This is a genomic window from Mycolicibacterium stellerae, from assembly GCF_003719305.1.
Classification (GTDB): Bacteria; Actinomycetota; Actinomycetes; order Mycobacteriales; family Mycobacteriaceae; genus Mycobacterium; species Mycobacterium stellerae.
On sequence record NZ_RARC01000002.1, the window covers coordinates 105,062 to 125,963 of the forward strand.

At 65.5% G+C, this 20,902-nt stretch carries 21 protein-coding genes and 1 pseudogene; 9 read left to right on the plus strand and 13 right to left on the minus strand.

Going from position 1 to position 20,902, the window contains the following annotated elements; genetic code table 11:
- Nucleotide 1: 1 nt before the first annotated feature.
- Both D6M19_RS03330 and D6M19_RS03335 read right to left on the minus strand, forming a co-directional pair.
- Entirely contained in the window at nucleotides 2–1,243 is a 1,242-nt protein-coding gene (locus D6M19_RS03330) for a cytochrome P450 (protein WP_123023757.1), read from the minus strand.
- Nucleotides 1,240–1,941, minus strand: a complete 702-nt coding sequence (locus D6M19_RS03335) for an NIPSNAP family protein (RefSeq protein WP_123024109.1) — start codon at nucleotides 1,939–1,941, stop codon at nucleotides 1,240–1,242. Before D6M19_RS03335 ends, D6M19_RS03330 begins: the two co-directional genes overlap by 4 nt.
- A 75-nt stretch (nucleotides 1,942–2,016) precedes the next feature.
- On the opposite strand from D6M19_RS03335, the gene D6M19_RS03340 reads away from it, so the two are divergent.
- Both D6M19_RS03340 and D6M19_RS03345 read left to right on the plus strand, forming a co-directional pair.
- The gene (locus D6M19_RS03340; protein WP_123023758.1) at nucleotides 2,017–2,835 is read left to right on the plus strand and encodes an SMP-30/gluconolactonase/LRE family protein; all 819 of its coding nucleotides are present in this window, start codon (nucleotides 2,017–2,019) and stop codon (nucleotides 2,833–2,835) included.
- Entirely contained in the window at nucleotides 2,832–3,644 is an 813-nt protein-coding gene (locus D6M19_RS03345; RefSeq protein WP_123023759.1) for a thioesterase family protein, read from the plus strand. The genes D6M19_RS03340 and D6M19_RS03345 overlap by 4 nt, the downstream gene beginning before the upstream one ends.
- Here the strand turns inward: D6M19_RS03345 and D6M19_RS03350 are convergent.
- Complete coding sequence (locus tag D6M19_RS03350) at nucleotides 3,641–3,832, minus strand: ferredoxin (RefSeq protein WP_123023760.1); 192 nt, start codon at nucleotides 3,830–3,832, stop codon at nucleotides 3,641–3,643. The genes D6M19_RS03345 and D6M19_RS03350 overlap by 4 nt on opposite strands.
- Nucleotides 3,833–3,841: 9 nt before the next feature.
- Nucleotides 3,842–5,080, minus strand: coding sequence for a cytochrome P450 (locus tag D6M19_RS03355; protein ID WP_407665306.1), 1,239 nt, complete (start codon nucleotides 5,078–5,080; stop codon nucleotides 3,842–3,844).
- Nucleotides 5,081–5,139: 59 nt separating this feature from the next.
- On the opposite strand from D6M19_RS03355, the gene D6M19_RS03360 reads away from it, so the two are divergent.
- Nucleotides 5,140–5,667, plus strand: a complete 528-nt coding sequence (locus tag D6M19_RS03360; RefSeq protein ID WP_123024110.1) for a TetR/AcrR family transcriptional regulator — start codon at nucleotides 5,140–5,142, stop codon at nucleotides 5,665–5,667.
- 48 nt (nucleotides 5,668–5,715) lie between these two features.
- Here the strand turns inward: D6M19_RS03360 and D6M19_RS03365 are convergent, their stop codons facing one another.
- Nucleotides 5,716–6,879 (minus strand): CaiB/BaiF CoA transferase family protein, encoded by a 1,164-nt coding sequence (locus tag D6M19_RS03365; RefSeq protein ID WP_123023762.1) that lies wholly within the window; start codon nucleotides 6,877–6,879, stop codon nucleotides 5,716–5,718.
- 126 nt (nucleotides 6,880–7,005) lie between these two features.
- On the opposite strand from D6M19_RS03365, the gene D6M19_RS03370 reads away from it, so the two are divergent.
- Genes D6M19_RS03370 through D6M19_RS03380 form a run of 3 tightly spaced genes read left to right on the plus strand, consistent with a single transcriptional unit; the run spans nucleotide 7,006 to nucleotide 9,115 of the window.
- A complete protein-coding gene (locus D6M19_RS03370) occupies nucleotides 7,006–8,082 on the plus strand; it encodes a phosphotransferase (protein ID WP_123023763.1) in 1,077 nt (358 codons plus the stop codon).
- A 44-nt stretch (nucleotides 8,083–8,126) separates the two neighbouring features.
- Complete coding sequence (locus D6M19_RS03375; protein ID WP_123023764.1) at nucleotides 8,127–8,684, plus strand: TetR/AcrR family transcriptional regulator; 558 nt, start codon at nucleotides 8,127–8,129, stop codon at nucleotides 8,682–8,684.
- Nucleotides 8,684–9,115, plus strand: coding sequence for a nuclear transport factor 2 family protein (locus D6M19_RS03380; protein WP_123023765.1), 432 nt, complete (start codon nucleotides 8,684–8,686; stop codon nucleotides 9,113–9,115). The genes D6M19_RS03375 and D6M19_RS03380 overlap by 1 nt, the downstream gene beginning before the upstream one ends.
- On the opposite strand, the gene rlmN is transcribed toward D6M19_RS03380, so the two are convergent.
- A complete protein-coding gene (gene rlmN / locus D6M19_RS03385; RefSeq protein WP_123023766.1) occupies nucleotides 9,106–10,221 on the minus strand; it encodes a dual-specificity RNA methyltransferase RlmN in 1,116 nt (371 codons plus the stop codon). The genes D6M19_RS03380 and rlmN overlap by 10 nt on opposite strands.
- 69 nt (nucleotides 10,222–10,290) lie before the next feature.
- Here rlmN and D6M19_RS03390 point away from each other — a divergent pair, with 69 nt between their 5' ends.
- Nucleotides 10,291–11,238, plus strand: a complete 948-nt coding sequence (locus tag D6M19_RS03390) for a DMT family transporter (RefSeq protein ID WP_407665289.1) — start codon at nucleotides 10,291–10,293, stop codon at nucleotides 11,236–11,238.
- Here the strand turns inward: D6M19_RS03390 and D6M19_RS03395 are convergent.
- Nucleotides 11,166–12,158 carry an LLM class flavin-dependent oxidoreductase gene (locus D6M19_RS03395; RefSeq protein WP_123023767.1) on the minus strand — a complete coding sequence of 331 codons (993 nt, stop codon included), beginning with the start codon at nucleotides 12,156–12,158 and terminating at the stop codon, nucleotides 11,166–11,168. The two genes, D6M19_RS03390 and D6M19_RS03395, sit on opposite strands and share 73 nt — an antisense overlap.
- Before the next feature lie 50 nt (nucleotides 12,159–12,208).
- On the opposite strand from D6M19_RS03395, the pseudogene D6M19_RS03400 reads away from it, so the two are divergent.
- A pseudogene (locus tag D6M19_RS03400) lies at nucleotides 12,209–13,709 on the plus strand (DUF222 domain-containing protein).
- 171 nt (nucleotides 13,710–13,880) lie between these two features.
- Here D6M19_RS03400 and D6M19_RS03405 read toward each other — a convergent pair.
- The 4 genes from D6M19_RS03405 to D6M19_RS03420 form a co-directional block, all read right to left on the minus strand.
- Complete coding sequence (locus D6M19_RS03405) at nucleotides 13,881–14,750, minus strand: phosphatidate cytidylyltransferase (RefSeq protein ID WP_123023768.1); 870 nt, start codon at nucleotides 14,748–14,750, stop codon at nucleotides 13,881–13,883.
- On the minus strand, nucleotides 14,750–15,307 hold the full coding sequence (frr, locus tag D6M19_RS03410; protein ID WP_123023769.1) for a ribosome recycling factor: 558 nt from the start codon (nucleotides 15,305–15,307) through the stop codon (nucleotides 14,750–14,752). Before frr ends, D6M19_RS03405 begins: the two co-directional genes overlap by 1 nt.
- A 17-nt stretch (nucleotides 15,308–15,324) precedes the next feature.
- Nucleotides 15,325–16,080, minus strand: a complete 756-nt coding sequence (gene pyrH, locus D6M19_RS03415; RefSeq protein WP_123023770.1) for a UMP kinase — start codon at nucleotides 16,078–16,080, stop codon at nucleotides 15,325–15,327.
- Nucleotides 16,081–16,169: 89 nt separating this feature from the next.
- Nucleotides 16,170–16,859: a class I SAM-dependent methyltransferase gene (locus D6M19_RS03420; RefSeq protein WP_206428436.1), complete on the minus strand. Its 690-nt coding sequence runs from the start codon at nucleotides 16,857–16,859 to the stop codon at nucleotides 16,170–16,172.
- 60 nt (nucleotides 16,860–16,919) lie between these two features.
- On the opposite strand from D6M19_RS03420, the gene D6M19_RS03425 reads away from it, so the two are divergent.
- Nucleotides 16,920–17,351 (plus strand): MarR family winged helix-turn-helix transcriptional regulator, encoded by a 432-nt coding sequence (locus D6M19_RS03425; RefSeq protein ID WP_123023771.1) that lies wholly within the window; start codon nucleotides 16,920–16,922, stop codon nucleotides 17,349–17,351.
- On the opposite strand, the gene D6M19_RS03430 is transcribed toward D6M19_RS03425, so the two are convergent.
- Both D6M19_RS03430 and D6M19_RS03435 read right to left on the minus strand, forming a co-directional pair.
- Complete coding sequence (locus D6M19_RS03430) at nucleotides 17,348–19,324, minus strand: primary-amine oxidase (RefSeq protein ID WP_123023772.1); 1,977 nt, start codon at nucleotides 19,322–19,324, stop codon at nucleotides 17,348–17,350. The genes D6M19_RS03425 and D6M19_RS03430 overlap by 4 nt on opposite strands.
- Before the next feature lie 5 nt (nucleotides 19,325–19,329).
- Complete coding sequence (locus D6M19_RS03435) at nucleotides 19,330–20,883, minus strand: APC family permease (RefSeq protein WP_206428437.1); 1,554 nt, start codon at nucleotides 20,881–20,883, stop codon at nucleotides 19,330–19,332.
- Nucleotides 20,884–20,902 lie beyond the last annotated feature (19 nt).

Here is a 20,902-nt window from a genome sequence, read left to right on the forward strand (position 1 = left end):
GTCAGACCTCCACCGGGACCTCAACAGGAACACTGTTCCAGCCCCATTGGAAACTCGACGGCGGTCGCGAAGCCGCGTCGCCGAGGATCCGGTAGTCGGGCACCCGCTTGAGCCACTCGGACACCATGATCGCGATCTCCAGCCGGGCCAGGTGAACACCGAGGCAGAAGTGCTGTCCGCGGCCGAAGGCCAGCAGCCGTTCGATGGGCCGGTCCCAGACGAACTCGTCAGGATCGGGATACTCGCGCTCGTCACGGTTGGCCGATGCCAGCAGGGTGATGATCCGCTGTCCGGGCTCGATCGTGGTGTCGTGCAACGTGAACGGCTCCCGAAGGGTGCGGGCGAACCATTGAGCCGGCGCGCAGTACCGGATCATCTCCTCACGCGCCTTGGGCACGTTCGCGTCGAGGTCGGCGTGGACCGCGGCCAACTGGTCGGGTCTCCTGCTCAGCTCCCACAGCCCGTGCGCGACGATCTTGGGCACCGTTTCGGTGCCGCCGATGAAGACACCGAGCATCTGGGTGGCGGCCTCGATGTCGGTGAAGGCCGAGCCGTCCGGCAACCGGTAATTGATGAGGCTGTCGGCTACCGGCAGCCCGCCGTCTGCTCCCTCGGCACGGCGGCGAGCCACAATCGGCACCAGATATTCCAGATATCCGGGCCTGGCATTGGCCACTTCAACGCCGCTGCCCGGCTCGGCGAGGCTTCCCGCATTGACGGTCCCCAGTACCTCGGGCGCCAGATCGACTGGTAGACCAAGCAATTCGCAGACGACCGACGCGGCGACGATTCCCCCGTAGTCCTGGGTGAGGTCGAAGGAGCCGCGCGGCAGCAGTTCGTCGAGTCGTTCGTTGGCCAGCTCACGAATCCGGTCGGCGAGTTCAGCGACGGGTTTCGGCCGGAACTGACCGGACGTGCATCGCCGGACACCGTCATAGATCGGGGCGTCGAAGTTTGCGTGGAACGGCATGGGGTGCAATGGCGGATCCGGCACCGGACCGGCGTTGTGTTTGGCCAACACCGTTGCCGCGGGCAGGGTCCCTTCCGAGGCCACGAACGTCCCGTCGTTGATCTCCAACACTCGCCAGATATCGGAGAACCGGGAAAGCGCGTAGGTGTCCCACTTCTCGACGTAGTAAACCGGGTGCTCGTCGCGCAGCACGCGATAGTACGGCAACGGATCGGCCATCACGGCAGGATCGAACGGATCGTAGGAGAAGTCAGCCAGCACAGGTGTGTTCATTGCAGCGGTGACGGTGGTAGTGCCTGCAGTATCGAGTCCTCCCAGCCGTCGCGCAGTGCCGGTGCGACGCTCATCCAGGTGACGATCTCCGCGGGCGGGCTCTCTTTCCATGACGGGTAGTGGTTTTCGAAGCAGGCCCATTCGCCTTCGAGCGCCCAGTAGTGGATGACCTCGTTGAACCGGAAGGTGGTGATGAACGAGCCGAGCCAGCGCTTGCCGGTGCTTTCCGACCACGGCACGTACAGCCGCTCGAGCTCACGGATGTAGTCGTCCTGACGTCCTGGTTTGCTCTGCATGATCTCCTGGATGACCAGGCCCGCGGAGAACTTCTCGTCGCGCAGCTGCGCGAGTGTCTTGTTGCTCCTGCCCGCGTACATGATGCGGCCCTCGCCGGATGCGCCGATCTCGGAAAGGAACTCAGACCACTTCACGAACGCGGCCCGATGGCTGCCCCCACGCGCCTGCGCCCTGCCGATTCGCGCGTAGTCGGCGAAGGCGTCGATCTCCCAGATGACGGTGACCTGCGGCCAGTGCCCGTTGAACGGCGTCGTCTCCCAGATCGCGAACAGCCGCGCACCGAGCTCTTCCATCATCGGCTGGTAGACGTCGCCGAACACGTCGGTGAATTTCTCCTCGCGCGAGCCCAGGTCGATCGTCTCGTGCAGGTAGAGAAGCGTGTGGCTGTGGTACTTCTTCATGTTCATGCCCAGCACCTGTTTGACATTGGCACGTAGCGAGCGTGACACTTGTGGCGTGTTTTGTAAAGGTGCGGCATGAGCTTGCTGCCGCTGGCCAAGGGCTTCTGTTTCGGAGAGGGCCCGCGCTGGTTCGAAGGTCTGCTGTGGTTCTCCGACATGCTCGGCGAGGCCGTGCACACGGTCAACCTGGCGGGTGTCCTCACCACGCTCCCACTGGCCGGCCACGCCCCCTCCGGACTCGGATTTCGTCCTGACGGATCGCTGCTGATCGCCTCCACGCAGCGTCGCGAACTGCTGAGCTACGACGGCGACACCGTCGAAGCGATCGTCGATCTTTCCGACATCGTCCCGGCGAGCATCGGCGATATGGTCGTCGACGACCGTGGCCGCGCCTATGTCGGTTCGCAGGCGTTCGAGGGTGGCGTCATCGCGCGGGTGGACCCCGACAACACCGTCGCCGTCGTCGCCGAGGACCTCGACTTCCCCAACGGCATGGTCATCACGCCCGACGGAGGGACGCTCATCGTCGCCGAGTCGGTCGGTCGACGGTTGACCGCATTCGCCATCGGCGCCGACGGGTCGCTTTTCGATCGACGGGTCTTCGCCGACGGGCTCGACGGCCCGCCCGACGGCATCACCCTGGACGCAGAGGGCGGGATCTGGGCCGCGATGACGTTGGCTCACCAATTCGAGCGAATTGTGGAGGGCGGCAAGGTCACCGACCGTATCGACATCGGCGACCGCACCGCAATCGCCTGCACGCTGGGCGGTCCGCAGCGCCGCACCCTGTTCCTGCTTTCGAGTACCGACGCCTATCCCGAGCGGCTGATCGGGACCAAACTATCGCGGCTCGATACGGTCACCGTCGACATACCTGGAGCAGGCCTGCCATGAGCGATTCGTACTACGAGCTCCTCGACGAGGATGCCAACGGCGAACGGTTTGTCGCGACCGACTTGGTACGCAGCACCTGGTCGGCCGCGATCCAACACGGCGCGCCCGTGTCGGCGCTCCTGGTTCGCGCGTTGGAGCGCTGCGACGCACGTGACGACACCCGACTGAGCCGCGTCCTCATCGACCTCCTCGGACCCGTGCCCGCCGAGGGCGACCTGTGGGTGCGCGCGAAACGCGAAAGGTCCGGCACGCAGATCGAGTTGATCGGGGCGGAGATGCTCGCCGTCGGTCCCGACGGCAATCCCCGACCCGTCGCGCGGGCAAGCGGGTGGCGATTGCAGACCATCGACACCGAGGCCGTCGCGCATGCGTCCGCGCCTCCGCTGAGGCCGGTGTCCGACGCGTGGAGCCGAGACATGAAGAAGGACTGGGACCGCAACTACGTGCACAGCCTGGACTGGCGGTGGCTGACCAAACCGCTCAGCGACGGGCCGGGCGAGTCGTGGATCAAACCCGAGGTCGACCTCGTCAAGGGCGAGAGCATGACGCAGCTCGAGCGGCTGTTCGCGGTGGCCGACGACGCCAACGGCATCGGCTCGAAACTCGATATCGGCAAATGGATGTTCATGAACACCGACCTGGTCGTACACGTGCACCGGATTCCCGAGGGCGAGTGGACCGGCATCCGTGCCGAGACCAGTTACGGTCCCGACGGCATCGGGACGACGATCGGCACGCTGTTCGACGAGTCCGGCGCGGTGGGCGCCATCCAGCAGTCGGTCTTAGTCCGCCCGATGCCCGGCCGCTAGTCGATCAGGCGCAGCGCCGCTGCGGGACACTGCGTTACGGCTTGTTGCATGCGGTCGCGGTCGGAGTCAGGGCGGTCGGCCCCCTCGATGCGCACGGTGCCGTCGTCCTGCACCTCGAACACGTCCTCGGCGATCGACTCGCAGATACCGTGCCCGGTGCACTTGTCGAGATCGACTTCGACCCGCATTGCCGCCGCCTATCGAACGTGGGCCGGTAGGCGTTTGACGCCGTGAGCGAAGAAGCTGTAGAGCAGGTCTGGCTCGCCGAACTCGACAGACTTCAGTCGAGTGAGAAGCTCGCGGAACAGGTTTCGCAACTCGGCCTTCGCCAGCTGATTGCCGAGGCAGAAGTGCGGGCCGCCACCGCCGAAGCCGAGGTGCGGGTTCGACGCCCGCGTCAGGTCGAATGCGCCTGCATCCTCAAAGACGGTCTCGTCGCGGTTGGCCGAGCAGTAGAACAGGCCGACCTTGTCGCCGGCGGCGACGGGTTGACCGTTGATCTCGGTGTCCTCGGTGACGAACCGCGCGAACTGCAACACCGGCGACGACCACCGCACGAACTCCTCGATCGCCTGGCCGATCCGGTTCTCGAAGTCGGCCATCAGCCACTCGCGCTGATCTGGGTTGTCGACCAAGGCCATCATCGCGTGCGTGGTGGTCTGCTTGGTGGTGTCGTTACCAGCCGAGGCCAGCAGGATCAGGAACGCGCCGATCTCCTCGTCGGTCAGCCGGTGACCGTCCACCTCGGCGTTGACGATGCTGGTCATCAGGTCATCGCCGGGATTCTTGCGCCGGAACCGTGCCAGCTCCACCCCGGTGTTGTTGAGCAGCATGATCTGTGCGGCCGGGTCGTTCGCCTGCTCATCGGCCGTGCTGTACTCCTCGTCGCTCATGCCGAAAAGCTTCTCGGCTGCGTACGCCACCGACGCCTGATCCGCCGACGGCACACCGAGCATGTCCATGATCGTCAGCATCGGCAGCCGCGCCGAGCAGGCGGCAACGAAGTCGATGTCGCCCGCCCCGACGAGATCGTCGACGATGCCGACCGCGTTCCGGTGGATCTGCTCTTCGATTTGGCGGACGTTTCGCGGCGTGAACGCCGAGCTGATCAGCCGTCGGTAGACGGTGTGCTGCGGAGGATCCATGGCCAAGAAGAACGAGGCGAACCGCTGGATCTCGGCGGGCATCGGGTTCAACGCGACACCGTCGGCTGAAGTGAACAGCTCGGGATGTTGGCTGACATAGACGATGTCGGCGCGGCGCGTCAACGCCCAGAAGCCGGGCTCCTCGATGCCGAACATCGACGGCCATGGATGGTGCCAGCTGAGCCCGTCTGCGGCGCGCAGCTGGGCGAACGCCTCATCACGCACCGCGAAGGGCTGATCCCAGAAGTCGTGTGACGAGATATCGACGGGGCTGTATTCGCGTGCCTGCACCGGGGCTGCTGTCACCGAAACAGCGTGACATTTGCGCGTAATTTTGTAAAGCTATGTCAATGCAGGATGCGGCCGTCGAGGACGACAACTCGACGCGTCAACGCATCCTGGCGGCGACCGCCGAGGTACTGGGCAGGCACGGCATGACGAAACTGAGCCTCTCCGAGGTCGCGCTGCAGGCCGGCGTCTCGCGGCCCACCCTGTACCGGTGGTTCGCCTCCAAGCGAGATCTGCTCGACGGCTTCGTCGTCTGGGAAAGGCAGTACTACGAACGCGCAGTGGCCGAAGCGACCGCGGGCCTGCCCGCAGGCGAGAAACTCGACGCCGCCCTGCGCGTGATCGTCGAGTACCAGCAGTCCTATCCGGGACTGCGGATGATCGACATCGAGCCCGCGCAGGTCATCAAGCGGCTGTCCCGGGTCATTCCGCTGATGCGGTCACGTCTGGAACGCCTCGCGCAGGGACCCGATGCCGCGCTGGCGGTCGCCACCGCAGTGCGCGTTGCGGTTTCGCACTACCTGGTGCGCAGCGACGACGACGACCAATTCCTGACGCAGCTTCGACACGCCGCGGGCGTCACCAAATAGCGACTTCGGCGCGCTCACCGACGCTCAGCGCATGCGAGCGCGCCGAAATCACGAGGATCGCGAGGTGTGCAGCTCGTCGAGGATCTCGTCGGAATGCTCGCCGATGCCCGGCGCCATCGCGCGCGGAGCCCACGGGGTGCCGTGGAAGTCGACCGGGGTGGCGATCATCGGCACGCTCGAGTCGCCATCGGGAACGTAGACGATGCCGCCGGCCGCGTGAAACTGCTCGTCGGCCACCACGTCCTCGATCGAGTTGATCGGCGACCAGAAGAAATCCGGTTCGGCGCCAAACAGTTTCGCCCACTCGTCGAGTGGCTTGGTCGCAAAGATCTCGTCGAGCTCGGCGATCAGGTGCCGGGAGTTGGCCGCCCGGTCGCGCGGTCTCGGGTAGTCGGTAATCCAGTCTCGACGGCCGACGACTCGACACAGCGGGCCCCAGTGCCGGTCAACCTGCAGTCCCACGATCCAGAACCGGCGGCCGTCGCCTGCCATGTAGTTGTTCATGCACGGGTTGCCCATGGACTCGCGTTCCCCGATCGCGATGACGTGGCCGGTGAGCAGAAAAGTGTTCAGGTCGAAGCTGATCGTGTAGGCGCCCTGCCGGTACAGCGACGTGGACACCAGCTGGCCGGTACCGGTGCGGGCCCTTGCGACGAGGGCGGCGCAGACCGCGGCGGCCAGCGTCATGCCCGCGGTGTGGTCGCCCATGCCGCCCCGCTGAAACGGCGGGGTGTGGCCGGGGCGGGTCAGCAGATGAGCCAGTCCCGCTCGGGCCCAGTACGCCGCGACGTCGTAGGCGGCACGGTCGGCATCGGGTCCAGCCTCGCCGTAGCCGGTGATCAGGCCGTACACCAGACGTGGATTGGCGATGGCCGTCGTTTCGAAGTCCAAGCCGATGCGCCGCAGCGCCCCCGGGCGGACATTCGTGATGAAAACATCGGCGCCGCTGAGTAATTCGAGCGCAGTGGACCGGCCTTCGTCCGTCGTGACATCGAGCACGATGCTGCGCTTGCCGCGGTTGTCCATCTCGAATGGCGGACTCTGGTCTCCGTCAAGGCCGAGCATGCGGCCGAACGTCCGGGCCGGGTCACCTGTCGGCGATTCGATCTTCACGACGTCGGCTCCCCAGTCCGCCAGGATGCCGCCCGCGGCCGGGCCCGCCACCCAGACGCCGAGCTCGACGACCTTGATGCCATCCAACGGACCGGTCACAGTCCCACCCTTCTCGACTGCATTTACAAACTGCCAATAGTTTGTAAAGCTTCCCGCACGCTCTACGCCACACTAGGAGGCGCGACGGTGGTAATCACACCCCAGCGGGTAGCGCCGACGCTGCGCATGGCGGCACACCTCGGTCGCGGAATGCAGCGCGTGGCGACCGACGCCGCGATCGGCCGCCTCCGATCGGTTCCGCGCACGATTCGCGATCTCGACGCGGCAGCCCTTTCGCAGATTATGGGGTGCACCGTCACGTCGGTGTCCCTGATCGGTGGTGACGCGGGCACCTCGTCGAGAGCGCGGCTTGCGTTGACCGGCGACGGCGTTCCTCGTTCGGTCTTCGTCAAGATGGCGGCTCAAACGGCCGCCACCCGGCTGATGGGCGAGATCGGAATCCTCGGAGAGACCGAAACGCGCTTCTACCGAGAGTTGTCGCCGGAGTTGAGCGGTGTTCCCAAGTCTTACGGATCCGCATTCGATCCGATGACAGGCCGATATGTGCTGGTTCTCGAGGATCTCGCGGTCGAGGCCTGCGAGTTCCCCGACACCCTGCACCCACTGACCCAGGACCAGGCGAGCCTGGTCGTCGAACTCCTCGCCCGCCTGCACGGCACGTTCTGGGGGCGCCCGCCCGATTGGGCGTACGCCGCGTCGGCCGACAAGTTCACCGCGCTCACCCAGCCGCTATTGAAGACATCGCTGCGTCGGCTCGCGGGCGTGGCAGGTGTGCCCGTCGACAAGGGGCGCTTCATTGCCGAGAACTACGCCGCGGTGGCCCGGCTCATCGACGAGCCGCCGCACACCGTCATGCACGGCGACGCCCACCCCGGCAACGTCTACTTCCGTAACGGCGAAGCCGGCCTCCTGGACTGGCAGGCCGTCCGGCGCGGCCACCCCGGCCGTGAGCTGGCGTACACGCTGGTCACCTGCATGACGCCGGCGGACCGGAAAGCCCACCAGCAGGACTTGCTCGAGGTCTACCGCGATGTCCTCGCCGCCGCAGGCGGCCCGAAACTGGACGGCGACGAGTTGGGGGACCGGTACCGCAAAGGTGCGCTGTATGCCTATGTCGCGTCACTGATCACGACCGGGATGGGCGGCATGCAGCCCGACGACATCGCGTTGGAGGGGCTGAGGCGAAGCGTGGCCGCGCTCGAGGACCTCGACACGGTCGCGCTATTGGAGAAGTCGCTGTGATGAAGGAACTACCATCACTTGGACCAAACGATTGAGGCCCTGACGTGAATGAACCGCTCCGCGCCCGGCGGGACGCATCCGAGAACGCCGAGGACACCTCGACGCGACACCGGATCCTCGTCGCGACCGCGGAAGTGCTTGGCCGCAGCGGGCAGACGAAGCTCAGCCTCTCCGAGGTGGCGCTGCAGGCAGGCGTGTCCCGTCCGACGCTCTATCGCTGGTTCGCCGACAAGAGTGAACTGCTCGAGGCGTTCGGTGTCTACGAGCGTGAGGCGTTCGACAACGGTATCGGCAAGGCGACCGCTGGTCTACGCGGCACCGAGAAGCTCGACGCGGCACTGAGATTCATTGTCTCCTACCAGCATTCGTACTCCGGTGTGCGGCTGGTCGACATCGAGCCCGAGGTCGTCATTGCCCAGCTTTCGTGGATCATCCCGGTGATGCGGGCCCGGTTGCTCAAGCTGCTCACCGGAGCCAACAGCGGGGTCAAGGCCGCCACCGCGATTCGGGTCGCGGTGTCGCACTACATCGTTCGCAGCGACGACGACGACCAGTTCCTGGCGCAGCTGCGGCACGCCGTCGGCATCAAACCGGCAGGCTGATGGAACTTCAACGCATCAGCGACGAACTCGAGATCGCCGCGCTGCTGAACAGGTACGCCCGTGCCGTCGACACCAAGGACTGGGAGCTCTACCGGTCGGTCTTCACCGACGACGCCCACATCGACTACTCGGCCGCGGTCTTTCGGGGCTCGCTCGACGAGGCAGTCGAGTTTTTCGACGGGGACTTCTCGGCGTTGGTGACGATGAGCATGCACCACATCACCAACGTCGAGTCCGACATCGAAGGCGACACGGCTCGGGTGCGCGCGATGTTCTACAACCCGACGCAGATAACCGGAGCCGAGGAACTGAGTGTGTTCGGCGGCTACTACTTCCATGAACTGGTCCGCACATCAGCCGGTTGGCGCAGCAGGCATCTCCGCGAGGAAATGGTTTGGACGGCCAACTCCCCGCGCGACGGTCAGGCCTGAGCCGCCAATTGCCCACAGGCAGCGGCGATTTCGCGGCCACGAGTGTCACGCACTGTACACGACACGCCACGCTCACGCACCCGCCTGACAAACTCCCGTTCGGCCGCCTTTGGGCTGGCGTCCCACTTGCTGCCCGGCGTCGGGTTCAACGGAATGAGGTTGACGTGCACAAGCGGACCCAGCGCACCGTGCAGCCGCTTACCGAGTAGGTCTGCGCGCCACGACTGGTCGTTGATGTCACGGATCAACGCGTATTCGATCGATACCCGCCTGCCCGTCACGTCGGCGTAGTAGCGCGCGGCGTCAAGGGTTTCCGACACCTTCCAGCGGCTGTTCACCGGGACGAGCGTGTCGCGAAGCTCGTCGTCGGGAGCGTGCAGTGACAGGGCAAGCGTGACACCGAGCCGCTCGTCGGCCAGCTTGCGAATCGCAGGCGCGAGCCCGACCGTCGACACCGTTACCGAACGCGCCGAAATGCCAAACCCGTTCGGCGGAGGCGATGTGATGCGGCGAACCGCCGCGAGAACGCGACTGTAGTTGGCCAGCGGTTCGCCCATGCCCATGAACACGATGTTCGACAGCCGGCCGCCGCGCGCAATCCCATCCCCGTCGCGGTCGCGCAGTTCGACAGCGGCGGCACGCACCTGCTCCAGAATCTCGGCGGTCGACAGATTGCGCTTCAGACCGCCCTGTCCCGTCGCGCAGAACGGGCACGCCATCCCGCAGCCCGCCTGTGACGAAATGCACACGGTGTTGCGCTGCGGATAGCGCATTAGCACCGACTCGAACGTCGTCCCGTCCACCGCCCGCCACAGCATCTTGCGGGTCTCCCCCGCGTCGCACTCGATCTCCGCAGCGGCGTCGAGCAGTCGGGGAAACAGTGCCTCGGCGACCTGCTCGCGCACCGCAGCGGGCAGATCGGTCATCTCGTGAGGGTCGGCGATGAACCTGCCGTAGTACTGGTTGGCCAGCTGTTTGCCGCGAAATGCGGGCAGCCCGAGTTCTGCGACGGCGGACGCGCGGCCTGCCTCATCGAGGTCGGCAAGATGGCGCGGCGGCATCGCACGTCGCGGCGGGTCGAAGACCAAGGGCAGGGATGTCGGCATGGGCTTTTGTCAGTATCCCATCCAAAGTCGGCGGAAATTGATTGGCAATGTGGGGCGTTGGTGGCAACCATGGGAGCTGTGGCCATGCCGACCATGCCGTTTCGCACTGCGTTCGTGCTGACGTTTCTGTATGCGCTTGGCTATCCCATTGGCGCGCTTGCGGTTTCGGTGATGTCACCGATGGCGGTCCTGGTGTTCCGGTTCGGGCTTGCGGGCGCGATCCTGGCAGGCTGGGCGATCTTCACAGGAGTGACGTGGCCGAAAGGGCGCACCCTGATTCATGTCCTGATCAGCGGGTTGCTCGCCCAGGGCCTGCTGTTCACCTGCCTTTACGTCGCGCTGATGCACGGCGCCCCCGCCGTGCTGGGCGCGGTGATCATCTCGATGAACCCCGTCGTCACCGCGGTGCTGGCAGCCATATTTCTCGGTGAGGGCCTGACACCCATGCGGGTGGCTGCGCTCGTGCTGGGAGTGCTCGCGGTGCTTGCGGCATGCGCTGGGCGGCTGATGATGGTCGGCGGAGTCGACTCGGTCGTTCTGCTGCTGCTGGTGTCGCTCTTCAGCGTCGCCGCCGGGGGCGTCTACCAGCAGAAGTTCTGCCGCGGGGTGGACTTCCGCGCGACCGCCACGCTGCAGAACGCGGTGTGTGTGGCCCCTGCGGTCCTGCTGGCGGCGTTGATGCCGCTGACCGTTACAGACCCGTGGAAAGCCGCGGGTGCAGTGGCCGCGGTGGTGCTGCTGAACGCCACCCTCTGCATGTCGATGTACGTCAAGGCCGTCAACGACTACGGCGCTGCCGCGGTCGCCATGCTGTTCGCCGTCATCCCCGCCGTCGCGGGCCTGCTGTCCTGGCTGATGCTCGGGCAGCGGCCCGATGTCGGCATCGCGGTCGGCCTTGTCGTCGGCGCACTCGCCTGCTGGCTGAACTCCCGCTCACGCCGGCGTCAGGACGCCGAACCTCCGACGGCGTCCATCATCCGGGCCAGCTCACCGGCGACGTCGGGACCTGCGGGCTGATAGACGAGTTCGGTGACTCCGCCCGCCTCGTATTCGGCTGCCCGCACCCGCAACTGGTCCACAGTGCCGCTGAACGTGAACTGCGGGAGCAGATCGGCCGCAAGCGCGACAGCCTCCTCGTCGACGGCCGTGAGCCGCACGAGATGACCCTCATGGGTGACGAGGTGGCGCGCGGCGGGCGGGATGGCCTCGATCGCCGCGACCCACTCGGGACCGCCGGGTAGCCCCTGTACGGCGTCGGGGCCGTTGCGTTCGTACAGCGCGTGGAACACCACCGCCAGACCGTGCCCGGCCCTTTCCAGGACGCGCTCGCTGTGCAGATCTACGCCGTCGTCCAGAACCGTGCCGAACTGCAGCAGCGAGTAGGGCCGACCCGCGGCCGCCGGATTGGGGACACCCGCGGCGAACACTCCGTCGCCGACGCGTTCGGCGACGGCGGTGCCCTTCGGCCCGTCGGCTCCGATGAGCACCTCGACGTCGACGGGCCGGTCCGCGACGAACCCTCCGGTGTGCAGCATGCGTATCGGGGCGCCGTCCCACGTCACGGTCTCGCCCCGAAGCAGCGCCCGCAGCGCGGTCACGTACTCCTCGACCACGGCCCACCGCAGCGGCCGTTTCCCGAGCGTGTAGCGACCGGTGAACCCCGACCCGACGGCCACGGCGACCCGACCGGGGGCGATCGCGGCCAGGGTGGCGATGGCGGCCGCGTTGGTCATCGGGTGGCGCAGGCTCGGCACGAGCACTCCGGGTCCGAGCCCGATCGTCGACGTCCGCTGCGCCGCCAGCGCCAATGCGATCCACACGTCCGACGTGATCGCGGGCGAGTCGTACAGCCAGGCCCGGTGGTAGCCAAGGCGTTCCGCCTCGGCGATCAGTTCCGGCGAGTCGACGTTGGTGACCAGGGCGCACGACAGGAACATGTGCGCAAACGCTACCGCCCCATGAACTCCGGCCGTTTGTCGGTGTTCGAATGTATGTTCGAATCATGTCGGTGACGGCGGTGCACGAAGCGGTGGCGAACCTGCTCGCGGCTTATGAAGCCGTGGATGTCTGCGATGTCGAGGCGTTGACTGGCACCGAATTGCTCGCGGTGATCGACGATCTGGAAACGCTGGCCTGCCGGATGCCGACCCAGACCCATCGGCTGCTGACCCGGCTGCGGGCCGAGACGACACCCGCCCAGATGGGCGCCAAATCCTGGAACGAGGTCCTGCGGATCCGCTGGCGGCTGTCGACAGCCGAAGCGTCACGGCGTCTGCACGAGGCTGCCGACCTCGCCACGCGCACCAGCCTGATCGGGGAACCGTTGGCGCCGGTGCTGCCCGCGGTCGCCGCCGCCCAATCCGCAGGCTTGATCACCCATGAGCACGTCACCACCATCCGCGACGCCGTCAAACAGCTACCGTCGTGGGTCGACCTGATCACCCGGACGCAGTTCGAGGTGGACTTGGTACGCGTCGCGGTCGGCGTCGGACCCAAAGAACTGCGCGACACCGCCGCCCTGCGGTTGTTCCTGCTCGATCAGGACGGCCCCGAACCCGACGACAACGACCGCGCACGCAAACGCCGAGTCACCGTCGGTCGGCAGGGCCGTGACGCGATGACCCCGCTGACCGCCGATCTGACCCCCGAAGCGTGGGCGGTGTGGGAAGTGATCTTCGCCAAATACGCCGCCCCCGGCATGTGCAACCCCGCCGACGAGGAACCGTGCACCTCGGGCACCCCGACCCAAGCCCAGATCGACAACGACACCCGCACCCTGGGCCCAACGCCAGCACGACGCCATGCTGGTGATCGGACGCATCGCGCTGATGAGCGGCGAACTCGGCCAGCTCAACGGACTCCCGGTGTCGGTCATCATCCGCACCACCCTGGCCGATTTGGAAAGCCGCGCCGGGATCGGTGTCACCGGCGGCGGCACCAAGGTGCCGATCGCCGACGTCATCAAGATGGCCGCCCACGCCCACCACCACCTCGCCGTGTTCGACGGCGCGACCGGCCAAGCGCTCGCCCTGTATCGCGCCAAACGTGTCGCCTCGGCTGCGCAGCGGATCATGCTGATCGCCCGCGACGGCGGCTGCACCAAACCGTGCTGCACCGTCGGCGCCTACGGCTGCCAAGCCCACCACGCCACCCGAGACTGGCGCCACGGCGGCAACACCAACGTCGACGACATGACCCTGGCCTGTGGCGGCGACAACCGCGCCGTCGACGACCACGGCTGGACAACCACCATCAACACCCGCGGCGAATGCGAATGGCATCCGCCAACCGCCCTCGACCACGGCCAAGCCAGAATCAACTACCACCACCGCCCCGAAGCACTCCTCAGACCACCAGACGGCCAGCCGCCACCCGAACCGACACCGCTGAAACCCCAGCAGCTCAACGACAACAACGTCAAGCCACGAGTACACGACCCCACCCAAACACCCGGCGGACCCGAACCACCCGACAACCAAGCCGCCTAGACCACACCAGTGGCGGGTGGCACCTCACGAAACTTCTCGACGGTGCACCGCAGAATCTGAACTCCGAACTGCCTGGCCGACAACGCATTGCACTGCAACCAGTGGCGCACCGCAGGATCGCGCGCGCCCACCGTCGATTACACGTGCCTGAGATCTCTCAAGTCAGTCCACCTATGCCAGCAGCGTCAAGACGATCCAGCCCGCGACGGCCGACGGCAGCATCGCGTCGATGCGGTCCATGATGCCGCCGTGGCCCGGCAGCAGCGTGCCCATGTCCTTGATGCCGAGGTCGCGCTTGACCTGAGACTCGACCAGGTCGCCGAGGACACCGGTGATGACGAGCATCAGTCCCAGCGGCACGCCGACCCATGCGGGGCGATCCATCAGGAACGCGACCGACAGCACGGCTGCCGTCACGCCGAAGAGCAGCGAGCCGCCCAATCCCTCCCATGACTTCTTCGGGCTGATCGCGGGCACCATCAGGTGCTTGCCGAACAACACCCCGGCGACATAGCCGCCGATGTCGGCGAACACGACCGTGACGATCACGGTGAACGTCCGGCTGCCGCCGTGGTCCTGGAAGATCAGCAGCGCACTGAAGCTCGCGAAAAGAGGGACCCAGCTCGCAAGCAACACCGTGGCCGAGATGTCACGCAGGTAGTTGACCGGTGCTTCGCGAATCCCGTGGCCGACCAGCCGCCAGACCATGCAGACGACGATCGTGCCGCCGTAGGCACCCAGCGATCCGGCCGGACCGTAGAACGTCAGCCAGATCATGGCCTGCCCGCCGAGCAACAACGGAATGGCGGGCAGATCGTAACCGGCGTCGCGCAGCCTGCGAATCACCTCGTAGGTGGCGATCGGGATGAAGACCGCCAGCACGGGCAGCCAACCGATCGGCCAGAAGTTCAGAATGCCGATCGCCATCGCGCCGAGCACGACGCCGACGCCGATGGCCGCCGGGAGGTTACGCCCGGCCCGCGATGCCTTCTTGGGCGGCTCCGAGGTCTCGGCCACTGGATCTGCTTGCTGGTCGGCCATCAGACCTCCAGCAGTTCGCCCTCTTTGTGCCTCACCAGGTCGTCGATTTGGCTGGTGTAGGTGTGTGTGGTCTTGTCGAGTTCCTTCTCGGCGTGTTTGACCTCGTCCTCGCCTGCCTCGCCGTCCTTCTTGATCCGGTGCAGCTCCTCCATCGCCTTGCGGCGGATGTTGCGCACCGACACCCGGGCATCCTCACCCTTGGCCTTCGCCTGCTTCACCAGATCGCGGCGACGCTCCTCGGTCAGCTGCGGGATGGCGACGCGAATGACGTTGCCGTCGTTGGACGGATTGAGGCCGAGGTCGGAATTGCGGATGGCATCCTCGATCGGCTTCAGCTGCGACTGCTCATAGGGCTTGATGACGACAAGCCGGGCTTCGGGGACGTTGATGCTGGACAGCTGGGTGATGGGCGTCGACGAGCCGTAGTAGTCGATCGAGAGGCGCGAGAACATGCCGGGGTTGGCGCGGCCGGTGCGGATGGAGGACAGGTCGTCGCGGGCGACGGACACCGCCTTCTCCATCTTTTCCTCAGCGTCGAAGAGAGTTTCCTCGATCACGGCTTCTCCATTTCAGGTCAGTCGGTGGTGACCAGTGTTCCGATCTTCTCACCCGCGACCGCCCGCGCGATATTGCCGTCGGTGAGAAGGTTGAACACCAGGATGGGCATGCCGTTGTCCATGCACAGGCTGAACGCGGTGGCGTCGGCGACGGCCAGGCCCCGTTCGATGACCTCGCGATGGGTGATCGCGGTGATCATTTCGGCGTCGGGATGGAACCGTGGGTCAGCGGTGAAGACTCCGTCGACGGCCTTGGCCATCAGCACCACCTCCGCGCGGATTTCCAGGGCACGTTGAGCGGCGGTGGTGTCGGTGGAGAAGTACGGCAGGCCCATGCCCGCCCCGAAGATGACCACGCGGCCCTTCTCCAGGTGTCGCTGGGCGCGCAGCGGGATATAGGGCTCGGCGACCTGGCCCATCGTGATGGCGGTCTGGACCCGGGTGGCGATGCCTTCCTTCTCCAGGAAGTCCTGCAGCGCGAGGCTGTTCATCACCGTGCCGAGCATGCCCATGTAGTCCGAACGGGTGCGCTCCATGCCACGCTGCTGCAACTGGGCGCCGCGGAAAAAGTTGCCGCCGCCGATGACGACGGCAACCTGGACGCCGCTGCGGACCACCTCGGCGATCTGGCGCGCCACCAGGGCCACCACGTCGGGGTCGAGGCCTACCTGTCCGCCACCGAACATTTCGCCGCCGAGTTTGAGAAGCACACGGGAGTAAACGGGTCGGATTGGGGATGCCTGGGCGCCGTTGGTGGTGGTTGCCTCCGCCATCCGACTCCTTCGGGGTCCTCGCTTGAGCTCACCCCTAATCCTGCCTCATAGCGGCATCGCAGCCGCTATGGGGTGGGCCCGCATCGGTGTCAGCCGAGGTGCGCCTCCAGCAACCAGGCGCGCATCGACTTGCGACCGTTGGGCTCGTCGCGGACGCCGATGCCGCCGAACCCTGTCAGGACCTCGGCGACCGCTTCTGGCACATACGCGTGGATACGGGCGGGCCTGATGTCGTCGATCTCCCAGTACTTGGACACGACGTCACGCAGTTCGTCCCGGGTGACGGCGTTGACGGGCGAGTCGGCAGGCATCCCTGCCGCGTCGAACACCAGGACGAAGTACGCCGCACCCGGCGCGGCCGCACGCACGATCGACCGCTGGTAGCCCTCGCGCAGTTCGACCGGCATCGAATGGAACAGGGTCGAGTCGATGATGGTCCCGAAGCGGCCGTCGTAGCCGGTGAAGTCGCTGATGTCGGCGACGTCGAACGTCGCGGTGGTCAGGCCGCGCTTCTCGGCCTCCTTGCGAGCGAGCTTGATGGCGGTCTGCGACGAGTCGAGTCCGACGGTCGTGAAACCCCTCTCGGCAAGGTGCAGGGCGGTTGCTGCTTCCCCGCAGCCGGCGTCGAGCACGTCGCCGTGGACCTTGCCCTGGTCGATCAAGGCCTGAATCTCGGGCTGTGGCTCGCCGATGCTCCACGGCGGCCGAAAGCCCTGAAACTCCTCGGATTCGCCACGGTATGCCGATTCGAACATCTCTTGTTCCGGTTGTGTCGTCATATCCCCGGTCTATCAACTTAGTTGATACATGTCAACCTCGTTGATATATGCTCGTGCGTCATGAGGGGATTCACCGAGGACCCGCCGCTCGGTTACCTGCTGGCCCGTGTGCACAACGCGCTACGCGCAGAGGTGACCGCGACGGTGCTGGAACCGCTCGGTCTGGCGTTCCCGCAATACATCTGCATGCGAATTCTGTCCCGGTTCCCCGACCGCTCGAACGCCGAACTGGCACGCGACACCAGTGTGTCGCCACAAGCGATGAACATGGTGCTGCGGGGGCTCGAGGACCGCGGGCTCGTGACGAGACCGGCCAGCGTGTTGTCGGGACGGTCGCTACCCGCCGCGCTGACCCGCGAGGGCGAGGAGCTGCTCGACAAGACCGACGCCGGTGTCCGCGCAGCCGAGGACCGGCTGATGGCCAACCTGTCCAACCGTCAGCGCGCCGACTTCATGCAGATCCTGGCCTCCCTCGGTTCCGACCCGTTCTAGTGGTGGTGACACGCCTTCGGCGGTGACGGCGGGAGGTCCAGCGCGGGGTTGCCGTCGAAGAATCCGAGCGGCTTGAGGTGGAAACCCGTGTAGGCGCACGGCATCACCGGCCAGTCCTCGGGTCGCACGACGTGGTGTGCGCCCAGCGTGTACCAGAGCACCACGTCGGTGTTGTCCAACGGCGCGTCGTCGGCGACGAACTCCGGCAGTCCCTGCGCATCCTCCGACTGGTACATGTAGTCGCCTGCGGCGAACTTCTCCGCCGCGTCGTACTTGGTCACCCAGAGGTTGTGCTGGACGAATCGCGCCCGGTCGTAGATGTAGGAGCCCTCCTGCACCATCACCGGCACGATCTCCTTCGGCACCAGCTTGTAGGCGACCGGGCTGCCCAGTTCGTTCTTCTTCGACGGGTTGGCGACCTTCCAGTACCGGCCAGTCGACCAGTTCCAGTCACGCGCCCCCTCGGCTTCCGATGCCACCAGCGTGTCCTGCGTGATCCACGCATTGCGGTGCGGGTTGCGCGCCGGATCCGGCTCGGGTATCGAATCGACCTCGTAGACACTGTTATCCGCTCCGTCGACGCTCATGTCGAGCCGGAAGTTGAAGAAATGCTGATGGTTCGGGCCGTAGATGTTGGGCGCAACCATCTTCCCCCACCGCGGCTCCTCGCCGTCGGGAACCGAACCGGTGGTGAGCACACCGGAGAGCTTGACCTCCACCTCCATCGACGCGTCGTTGTAGAAATACCAGAAGAACCCGTATTCGTAGTTGCCGACAGTGCAGATCATCGAGATCACCAGGCGCCGGGACCGACGCACCTCGACCTCCTCGGTGCGGAAATCGGTGTGCTTCCAGGAGATCCCGAAATCCTCCTCGTGCATGCAGATCGCGTTGGGAATCGTGACCGCATTACCGGAGGAATCGTTGAGCGTGGCATCGAAGTAGTGGATCTCGCCGAGGCAGTCACAGCCGAGGGTCAACGGATTAGCCGAGAACCCCATTCCGACCTCGCCCATGTCGAAGACGTTCTTGTTCCAGTGCGTCGGCTGTGAATCTCCATACGGGACGACCATTTCCGACAACGAAGCCCGGTACACGATCGGTCGCTTCTCGCCGCGATCGGTGTAGGTGATCTCGTTGAGCACGATGCCTTCACGCGGATTGAAGCCGATCCGGATGGACCACTTCTGCCACTGCACCTTCCAGCCGTCGACCGTGAAACTCGGTCCGTCGGGCTGGGTGATCTCGATCGGTTTGACGTCGTCGCGAAACTGCGTGAACGCAGGCCGATTGTCCGGTTCGAACATGAACTTCTCGGCGTAGTTGCCCGCCGTCGGAGGAAGCGGGACCACCCCGTGGTCCTCGATGTCGATGACCTCCATCTCGTCGAGGTTGAATGTCACGATCAGACCTTCGACGGGGCGCGCGTAGCCGTGCTCCGACGGTGCGGCCCGCATGAACGTCAGCGGACGACAGATCAACGCGGAGTTGTCGTAGTGATCCTGCGCGCCGTAATACCCTGCGGGCCAAGGGTCGATCATCGCGAGGCTGAAGTCGGTGACGCCGCGCTTGCGCATGGCCTCCTGCCACCGCGGGTCTTCCCTGACCTTCTCCTCCACTCCCGTCATGTGCTCGACAAGGTAGGACGGAAACCGGCCGGGGATCGGTTTCCACGAGTCGATCACCCTGGCCGTCAGATCGACGACGGCCTCGTAGACCATCTTCGCCGCGGCGTCATACATCGTGACGAATGCGCGCCGGGGAATGTCGGCAAGACCTTCGAAGGTGAGCGCGGCGTTCTTGTCCGGCTCGGCGAGCTGGATCATCACGAACCTGGTTGTCGGAGTGGAGTACTCCGAGTCCGTGATGATCGCAGCCGCGGACTCGATCTCCGCACCGGTCAGCGGGTCGAGCGGGTACGGCGTGCCGTCCCCCGTCGTGCCCTCATGCAGTTCAGTGCTTTCCATCGTCATGCGCTTCAGGCCTCCGACTTCGTTTCGGATTTGGTCAGATCGAGCACCGCGAGGTGCGCCAGTGCGTCCTCAGCCGACGTCTTGTGCGCTGAACGCCTGCCGAAGAAGTACACGACCACACCGAGGGCCACCATGCCGAGGCTGATGCTGCCGACCCACATCATCCACTCGGCATCCCCGACGCCGGCACTCGTGAGCCAGGATTTCGCGAACGAGTAGTAGATGCCGCCGATGGTGCCGATGGTGCCGACGACGACGGTGATCCAGACGCCGACCATGCCGCCCGGGATCCGCCAGAACGTCTCGTTGGCGTAGCGATCCGCGTACTTCTTTCGGGCGATGATCACTGGGAACAGGAAGAAGAAGCCGGAGATCAACCACACCGTCGAAAGGCCGCCCTGCAGGAAGATCGTCGTATTGACCAGGCTGCTCTGCGAGTACAGCCCGATCAGGATCAGAGACGAGATCACGCCCTGGATCAAGATGGCGGACACTGGGTTACGCGTACGAGGGTTCAGGTGGGTGAAGATCCTGGGTAGGTGGCGTTCCAAGCCCGAGACGAAGATCAACCGGGAGTACGCCACCTGGTAGGTCATCAATGCCACGATGACGATCAGGGCCAACACGATGGCGCAGATCTCCATCAGACCGGGGAAACCGGCGACGTCCAGCATGCCGATGACGCCTGTTACGGCGTCGATCTCGTCGGTGGGCAACGCCATCATGGTGCCGAGTGTCGTCAGCAGGTAGATCACCACCAGGGCCGTTGAACCCCAGAGGATCATCCGCGGGCCGCTCTTGCGCACCGAGAGGAACTCCGCGCCCATGTTGTACGGGGTCTCGACGCCGAGCAGGTACAGCAGCACAGTGCCGTAAAGGAAGCCCGACACCGCGAAATTCGGAATAGTCGCGTCCGACCAGCTGAACGGCGTCGCCGAGCCGTTTTTCACGGCGAACAACAGCCCGCAGATGAAGATCGTCAGGGCGAGTATTCCGAAGATGACGAAGACCACGTTCATGATCCGTTGGTTGGCGGCCAGTTTCGCCAGTGCCAGCCCGACTACCGTCCATAGGATCACCAGCTGCAGGATGACGCTCGTCATTACCCCCAGTTCGGCGTGAAAGGCCAGCAGGAGGAACGACAGCACCACTGCTGGCGAGGACGCGGCGTTGAGAATCACCGGAACCCAAGACAGGTAGCCGCCGACGAAACCCCATGTCTCCCCCATCGTCCTGGTGGCCCAGATGTAGACGCCACCCTGACCGGGCCACAGGTTTCCGAGTTCGACCACAGCCATGCCTGCTGGCACCAGGAACGTGAGGATGCCGAGAATCCACATCGGAATGGCGGTCCATCCGCCGGTGGCCATCACCGACGAGCCGGTGATCCAGCAGATGATGAAGACGTAGGCGGCCGTCAGGCCGAACGTGCTCATCACCTTGGGCAGGATCTGTTCGGGGACCAACTCCGTGGTCATCAGTTTGTCACGGTCGGCGGTGCCGACCATCCCGTTCTTGTCGGCGGATGAGGGCGGCGTCGCCTCGAGCTCTTGTGTCATTGCTGGTCTCCCAAAGTCT

Bases quoted from the DNA above. Each gene is read 5' to 3' on its own strand.
- D6M19_RS03330 (WP_123023757.1), bottom strand. From the start codon at position 1,243: ATGAACACACCTGTGCTGGCTGACTTCTCCTACGATCCGTTCGATCCT.
- D6M19_RS03335 (WP_123024109.1), bottom strand. From the start codon at position 1,941: ATGAAGAAGTACCACAGCCACACGCTTCTCTACCTGCACGAGACGATC.
- D6M19_RS03340 (WP_123023758.1), top strand. From the start codon at position 2,017: ATGAGCTTGCTGCCGCTGGCCAAGGGCTTCTGTTTCGGAGAGGGCCCG.
- D6M19_RS03345 (WP_123023759.1), top strand. From the start codon at position 2,832: ATGAGCGATTCGTACTACGAGCTCCTCGACGAGGATGCCAACGGCGAA.
- D6M19_RS03350 (WP_123023760.1), bottom strand. From the start codon at position 3,832: ATGCGGGTCGAAGTCGATCTCGACAAGTGCACCGGGCACGGTATCTGC.
- D6M19_RS03360 (WP_123024110.1), top strand. From the start codon at position 5,140: ATGCAGGATGCGGCCGTCGAGGACGACAACTCGACGCGTCAACGCATC.
- D6M19_RS03370 (WP_123023763.1), top strand. From the start codon at position 7,006: ATGGCGGCACACCTCGGTCGCGGAATGCAGCGCGTGGCGACCGACGCC.
- D6M19_RS03380 (WP_123023765.1), top strand. From the start codon at position 8,684: ATGGAACTTCAACGCATCAGCGACGAACTCGAGATCGCCGCGCTGCTG.
- rlmN (WP_123023766.1), bottom strand. From the start codon at position 10,221: ATGCCGACATCCCTGCCCTTGGTCTTCGACCCGCCGCGACGTGCGATG.
- D6M19_RS03390 (WP_407665289.1), top strand. From the start codon at position 10,291: ATGGGAGCTGTGGCCATGCCGACCATGCCGTTTCGCACTGCGTTCGTG.
- D6M19_RS03395 (WP_123023767.1), bottom strand. From the start codon at position 12,158: ATGTTCCTGTCGTGCGCCCTGGTCACCAACGTCGACTCGCCGGAACTG.
- D6M19_RS03405 (WP_123023768.1), bottom strand. From the start codon at position 14,750: ATGGCCGACCAGCAAGCAGATCCAGTGGCCGAGACCTCGGAGCCGCCC.
- pyrH (WP_123023770.1), bottom strand. From the start codon at position 16,080: ATGGCGGAGGCAACCACCACCAACGGCGCCCAGGCATCCCCAATCCGA.
- D6M19_RS03420 (WP_206428436.1), bottom strand. From the start codon at position 16,859: ATGACGACACAACCGGAACAAGAGATGTTCGAATCGGCATACCGTGGC.
- D6M19_RS03425 (WP_123023771.1), top strand. From the start codon at position 16,920: ATGAGGGGATTCACCGAGGACCCGCCGCTCGGTTACCTGCTGGCCCGT.
- D6M19_RS03430 (WP_123023772.1), bottom strand. From the start codon at position 19,324: ATGACGATGGAAAGCACTGAACTGCATGAGGGCACGACGGGGGACGGC.
- D6M19_RS03435 (WP_206428437.1), bottom strand. From the start codon at position 20,883: ATGACACAAGAGCTCGAGGCGACGCCGCCCTCATCCGCCGACAAGAAC.